This is a genomic window from Vibrio sp. RW (assembly GCF_027587105.1).
GTDB lineage: Bacteria > Pseudomonadota > Gammaproteobacteria > Enterobacterales > Vibrionaceae > Vibrio > Vibrio toranzoniae.
In genome coordinates, this window is the sequence record NZ_JAPPTM010000054.1 from 1 (window position 1) to 6299 (window position 6299).

Annotated in this window: 3 protein-coding genes and 1 pseudogene; 2 read left to right on the forward strand and 2 right to left on the reverse strand. The window is 41.0% G+C overall.

Annotated features, from left to right (window positions below; genetic code table 11):
- Window positions 1-11: 11 nt before the first annotated feature.
- Together OCT63_RS21090 and OCT63_RS21095 are read left to right on the forward strand one after the other, a co-directional pair.
- Entirely contained in the window at window positions 12-1565 is a 1554-nt protein-coding gene (locus OCT63_RS21090; protein WP_443088558.1) for a methyl-accepting chemotaxis protein, read from the forward strand.
- Between the two features lie 92 nt (window positions 1566-1657).
- Window positions 1658-4951: an EAL domain-containing protein gene (locus OCT63_RS21095; RefSeq protein ID WP_269984559.1), complete on the forward strand. Its 3294-nt coding sequence runs from the start codon at window positions 1658-1660 to the stop codon at window positions 4949-4951.
- A 318-nt stretch (window positions 4952-5269) separates the two neighbouring features.
- On the opposite strand, the gene OCT63_RS21100 is transcribed toward OCT63_RS21095, so the two are convergent.
- Together OCT63_RS21100 and OCT63_RS21105 are read right to left on the reverse strand one after the other, a co-directional pair.
- Window positions 5270-5710 carry a hypothetical protein gene (locus OCT63_RS21100; protein ID WP_180028988.1) on the reverse strand — a complete coding sequence of 147 codons (441 nt, stop codon included), beginning with the start codon at window positions 5708-5710 and terminating at the stop codon, window positions 5270-5272.
- Window position 5711: 1 nt separating this feature from the next.
- Window positions 5712-6299: pseudogene (locus OCT63_RS21105) on the reverse strand (hypothetical protein); the annotation flags it as partial.

The following is a 6299-nucleotide window of genomic DNA, read 5'->3' on the forward strand; positions in this document are numbered from 1 at the left end:
AAGGAACATTTATGCGTAAAAACCTGCCAGTTACTGATCGAGAGAAAACATTTGGAAGTACAACCAAACTGATTTCAGTGACTGATACTGAAGGAACTATTCTTGAATGTAATGATGCCTTTGTTGAAGTCAGTGGCTTTCAAAAGCACGAGCTGATTGGACAGCCTCATAATATGGTTAGGCACCCGGATATGCCACCAGAGGCATATAAAAAGATGTGGCACTATTTGAAATCCGGTAAGCCATGGATGGGTCTTGTAAAAAACCGCTGTAAAAATGGCGACTATTATTGGGTGGATGCGTATGTGACGCCTGTAACACAGAATGGCAGAGTAATAGGCTATGAATCAGTTCGCTCCTGCCCCTCAAGACAGGACGTGGAGCGGGCGACTAAACTTTATCGTGATATCAATGCAGGAAAAAGTAGTCGCTCTACTTTACCCATATCGCTTGAGAATGCGTTCTTAGTATTATCGATAGCCCTGTGTGCGGGTTTATTCGGCTTCGGTTTCAAAGAAATTTCTGAGGGTGTACTGCTAGTCTCAGTGGTCATTTTTGCTATTTGGGTATCATTAAGCAGAAAGAAAACCCTCAATGCGCTGAACGACATGCTTAACCATGCATTTTCAGATGAACTGGCGGTAAAAAGTTATACAGATGAAACCGGTGATTTAGGCAAGCTTAAAGTTGCTATTTTAAGTCAGCTCGCGCATTTAGGAACAGTGATCACCCGCATCGAAAGTGCTGCGCTTGTTGTCGCTAAGGAATCGGAGAAAGGCGCAGAATTAACGGATAAAACCAGAAAAGACATTGAAAGTCAGCAAGCAGAAACCATTCAGGTGGCTACTGCGATGAATGAAATGTCAACTACTATTGCCGAAGTATCTAAGCATGTCAGTGATACCGCTACGCAGGCTGATACTGCTAACCATCTTGCAGTAAAAGGCACTAAGGTGGCGAATGTTACCCGCGACTCTATTCAAAAGCTAAAACTAACGGTAGAGCAAATTGGTAGTTCTGTGCGCGGTGTGTCAGAACAAACCTCACGTATCGCCAGTGCCGCGCAAATAATCGAACAGATTGCAGAACAAACCAACTTACTTGCCCTTAACGCTGCTATTGAGGCCGCTCGTGCAGGTGAGCAAGGTCGAGGTTTTGCCGTGGTTGCCGATGAGGTAAGAAGTCTTGCCCAGAGAACTCAAGAATCGACTAAAGACATCTACGGTATTATCACCGAATTAACGCAACGCGCAGGTGATGCTGTGAACGTCGCTGATGCTGGCGCGACTGATGCAGAAGATGGTCTTTCTCATGTGATTGAGAGTGGTAAAATGTTAAGTGGCATTTCCGAGTCTGTTGGTCAAATTGCTTCTATGTCTACTCAAATGGCTGCGGCAGTTGAAGAGCAAGCTCATGTTGCTGAGGACATTAACCGGCAAATAGTAAATATTTCAACGCTTGCCGATTTAAGTAATGACAGCTCGATGCAGCTTTCAGAGACGATTATTTATTTGAACAAGATTGCTGATGAGCTTCATGAACTGGTAGTACGGTTTAAGCGGTAATCTTTCAAGTGAAAGCCTAAAACATTTAACAGTGTATTCTTGCAGTACAATTGATAATAATCGATTAAGCAGCAAATTATTGGAGTAACATTTTGAACGCACCTGAATTCCCTGTTGATGAAGCTGCTCGTTTACTTGCATTACAGCGAACTAATTTGCTGGATACGCCAGCAGAGAAGCGCTTTGACCGCATTACAAGATTAGCAGCGTCTGTATTTAAAGTGCCAATATGCCTTATCTCTTTGGTGGATAGTGACCGGCAATGGTTTAAATCTAAAGTGGGTCTTGACGCTTGTGAAACAGGCCGTGATATCTCATTTTGTGGCCATGCGATATTGCATGAGGATATTTTAATTGTTTCAGATGCAACAAAAGATGAGCGCTTTTCGTCAAATCCTTTAGTAACCCACGCGCCGCATATTCGTTTTTATGCGGGTGCACCGCTGCGAGAGACAAGTGGGCAACCCATCGGCACTCTATGTCTCATTGACTCCGTGGCCAGAGACTTTTCAGCAAAAGAGCAGCAAGAACTGCGCGAATTTGCAGACATGGTTGAGTATGAAATTGCCAAAGAAGATCACGCTCGACTTCAAGAGCAGTTTTTAAAAGGCATGGCAAGAACAACCTCAATACTGGCAACACTGCCTGATATGGTATTTGTTATTGACCGAAACTTTCGTTTTTTGGTTTGCAAAGAGCATCCTGACTTACCTAAACCTCAACAAGCGATTTTGGGGCGTACCGTTCATGAGATACTACCCAATGAGCTAGGTCATCAACTCGTAGAGTGCCTCAAGCAAGCCTTTTGTAACAACGATGTGATTCATCATAACTACACGTTTGAAAAGTCAAATCAATCGTTCGAAGCCCGATACAAAAAGATTGATGATAATGAAGTATTAGTGGTCATTCGTAATACCTCTGCACAAGTTGAAGCGCAGTCAGAAATAAGACGCCTTTCTGAAGTTGCAAGGCAGACAACCAATGGTGTGGTAATAACTGATGCCAAAGGTCGAGTTATATGGATTAATGAAGCCTTCTCCTTTCTTACAGGGTATAGCATTGAAGAAATGCAGGGTAAAAAGCCTGGGGAGTTATTACAAGGGGAAGACACTGATCCGGCAACTGTTGCAATAATGAGAGATGCGCTTGCTCAACAGAACGGCTTTAATGTTGATGTTGTAAATTATTCAAAAACGCAAAAATCTTACTGGGTGAGGATAACTTGCAACCCAATGTTCAATGAGGAAGGTAAGTTAAGCGGTTACATTGCCATTGAAACAGACATCTCCAAAGAGAAGCAGGATGAAGAGCTCATTCGAAACAGTGAGAACTTACTTAAAGCCGTTATAGACGCTAACAATATAGGCACATGGCATTTTAATATTCAAACAGGCGAGTTGATTATCAATGATAAATGGGCCGCATTACTGGGTTACACACTTTCTGAGTTATTACCTGCAAACAGAAGCACGTGGGAGAGGTTAACGCATCCTGATGACCTGGCTTATTGTGCAACTATTCTTGAAAAGCACGCAGCAGCTCTTATTCCTATATATGAAGCCAATCTTCGTATGAAACACAAAAATGGTGAATGGATATGGATAAATACCAGAGGGCGTGTGTCATCGAGATCAAATGATGGCAAAGCTCTATGGTTATTGGGTACGCATTTTGATATCAATGACCAAATAATTGCAGAAAAATCGCTTAGTGATAAGTCAAGGCAGATGGAAGCTGTTGTTGAAGGGTTGCTTGATGGCATTATTACTATTGATGGTCGTGGTAAAATTCTGACATTTAACCAAGCCGCACAGGAAATCTTCGGCTATACGGAAGATGAAACGCTTGGCAAAAATATTAGCATGTTGATGGGGTCACCTCATCGAGAGCATCACGATAGCTACTTATCAAATTATATAGAACGTGGTGTCAGTGACATTACTGGGCGTGTTCGTGAGCTTGAGGCCTTGCGCAAAGATGGTTCTATGTTTCCAATCGAGCTTGGTGTAGTTGAAGTTCAAATGGCTGGTGAAGTTAACTTTATCGGTGTTGTCAGGGATATCACTGAGCGTAAACAACGTGAAAATGAAATTCACCAGTTAGCATTTTATGACCCATTAACATTGCTACCTAATCGACGTCTGTTGTTGGACAGATTGACGGGAGCTATAAATCATAGCGTTCGTACAAGGAACTTCTCAGCATTATTTTTTCTTGATTTAGATAACTTTAAAAACCTTAATGATAGTGCTGGTCATAATAAAGGTGATTTGCTGTTGTGTCAGGTCGCTGAGCGTCTTGTCAACTCAGTGAGACAAGGTGATACCGTAGCGCGTTTAGGCTGCGATGAGTTTGTTGTTATTGCATCAGATTTAAGTCATGATCCAGCATTAGCAGCGAACCAGGCTGAGAGACTTGCACAAAAAATCATGAGTAATTTAACAAGGGAATATAATCTTGACGGTCTAACTTTCAATAGTTCGGCAAGCATTGGTGTAACACTTTTTAACAGTGAAAATCTGTCAAAAGAAGATTTGTTAAAGCAAGCTGATATGGCTATGTACAAGGCTAAATATGCTGGCCGAAATGATGTGCAGTTTTTTGACCCGCAAATGCAAGTTGCAGTAAGCTCAAGAGCAGCAATTATTAGCGACTTATACTCTGCAATACAAAGCCAACAATTTGTACTTTTCTATCAAAAACAGGTCAATCACCTGAAGCAGTGTATTGGTGTTGAGGTATTGTTACGCTGGATACACCCAGAAAAAGGCATGGTGTCGCCACTGCAATTTATCCCATTAGCGGAGGAAACAGGTCTTATTGTACCCATTGGCGAGTGGGTGCTAGAGGAAGCTTGCGCCACTCTGGCAAAATGGTCTTTAGAATCCGAAAAACAACACCTAAGCATTGCGGTTAACATAAGCGTAGTTCAATTTAGCAAAGATAATTTTGTTCAGACTGTTTTAAATGCATTGAAAACCTCAGGTGCAAATCCACAGTTGCTAAAGCTGGAAATTACGGAAACGTTGCTCGCAAATAACATTCCTGATGTTAAAGCTAAGATGAAAGATTTGCAGCAGCACGGCGTGACTTTTTCAATCGATGATTTTGGTACAGGCTATTCATCCTTATCCTACTTAAAACAATTGCCTATAAATCAGTTGAAAATTGACCAAGGGTTTGTTCGAGATATTATCAATAGCAGTAATGATAGGGCCATAGCTCAGGCAGTTATAACATTAGCCGACTCAATGGAACTGCAAGTCATAGCTGAGGGGGTTGAAACAGAAGCCCAGTGCGCGTTATTGCAGAGTATGGGGTGTCACACCTATCAAGGCTATTTATACGGAAAACCGTGTCGGATAGAAGAGCTGCATTTTTAAAAGATAATTAGTAAGGTACATTAAGCGGGTTTTAATTTAGTAGTTTATGGGCAATAGAATCCGAAAAGGTAATGTCCGCTATATCAAACAAAGCATACTTTTGAATGAGCACTATGATACGAAGAGAAATTTCCGCAATTCGCTCATAGCGCCCTTAGAGTATTTACGTTAACTCACTTTGGGGCATTTTCGATTTAGAAATGGCAGCGTACCAACTGCGATCACTGCCATTTTAGTATGATACTCTAATACTCAGTATGAATATTACTTGGTATGAGACTTCATTACTCTCACACATCTTAACAATTAAGGCAATGGTTATTGAGAGAGCTTCACAACATTTTGTAGATTAAGTTGTTCTTGTAATTCATACAGTCTGAACGTCAAAGAACTAATTTGTGTTTCTAATTCTTTGTTTATAGTTTTCAGGTCATCTCGCTCTTGGCGGTATTGCTCTTTAAGTTTGATTTCTTTCTTCAGGCTGGCTTTATGCTTTTCTTTCTCAGTTAGATTCTGCTTGTTTTGTAATAGTTTCGCTTTGACGGGATCGTAATTAGCGTTAAACGACTCAATGGCTGGGTTTGCTTCATTTTCAATAAAATCTTTAAATTTGTGTATGTAACTGTTACCAAGTCCAGCTTCGTTATTTACTTTATTAAGGGTTAATTTACCTGAAGGTGAAACATTTTGTGGCTTGCCCGAAATTAGGCGTTCTAAAGCTGCTCGCAATCTCGCTAATGCTTTTCCTGAATTTCTCATACTAACCTCTGCTGGTTGCGATTATGCCTTTGATATTATCCTCAAAGGCTGTGACTTTAATTCCATGGTTGATAATCAATGACTCATTTCTTTTTATCTTTTGCTTAACTCCGACAAGTATACTTTTCATCATAGGGTCGCCATTATTTAAATCTCGAAATGTTTTTATTAGTCGCTTATTTTGACGTTGAGTTCTTTTGGCTTCCTTGTCTGTGATTACCTGATGTTCGCATGGTTTAATTTCAGCGGAGAACTCGCCAATACCACACACTCTACTGCAAGACGAATTAGTGCAGTATCCGCCTGTAGGTAGCTTTACAATAGAAAGTGTGCCATTGCGAACTAGGGACTCAATTTCAGTCCGCGTCATATATACCATGTCTCCAGAGCTTAGTTTTTCAAACTTATCCTTGGCTATTCGTTCTCCACCTAGCCCACTTAGCGTTTCTGAATCGTTGTATATTTCATCAAACATATCAACTCCAAAGTTAACCCCTTCTTCATGCAATAGTTGGATTAAGTCAGAGTCTAACAAGACATCTTCGAAGTGCTGAAGTTGGGCGTTTTTGCCGTAATAATCGGACATGTT

Excerpts from the sequence above, each read along its gene's own strand:
- OCT63_RS21090 (WP_443088558.1), top strand. The coding sequence starts at position 12 with ATGCGTAAAAACCTGCCAGTTACTGATCGAGAGAAAACATTTGGAAGT.
- OCT63_RS21100 (WP_180028988.1), bottom strand. The coding sequence starts at position 5,710 with ATGAGAAATTCAGGAAAAGCATTAGCGAGATTGCGAGCAGCTTTAGAA.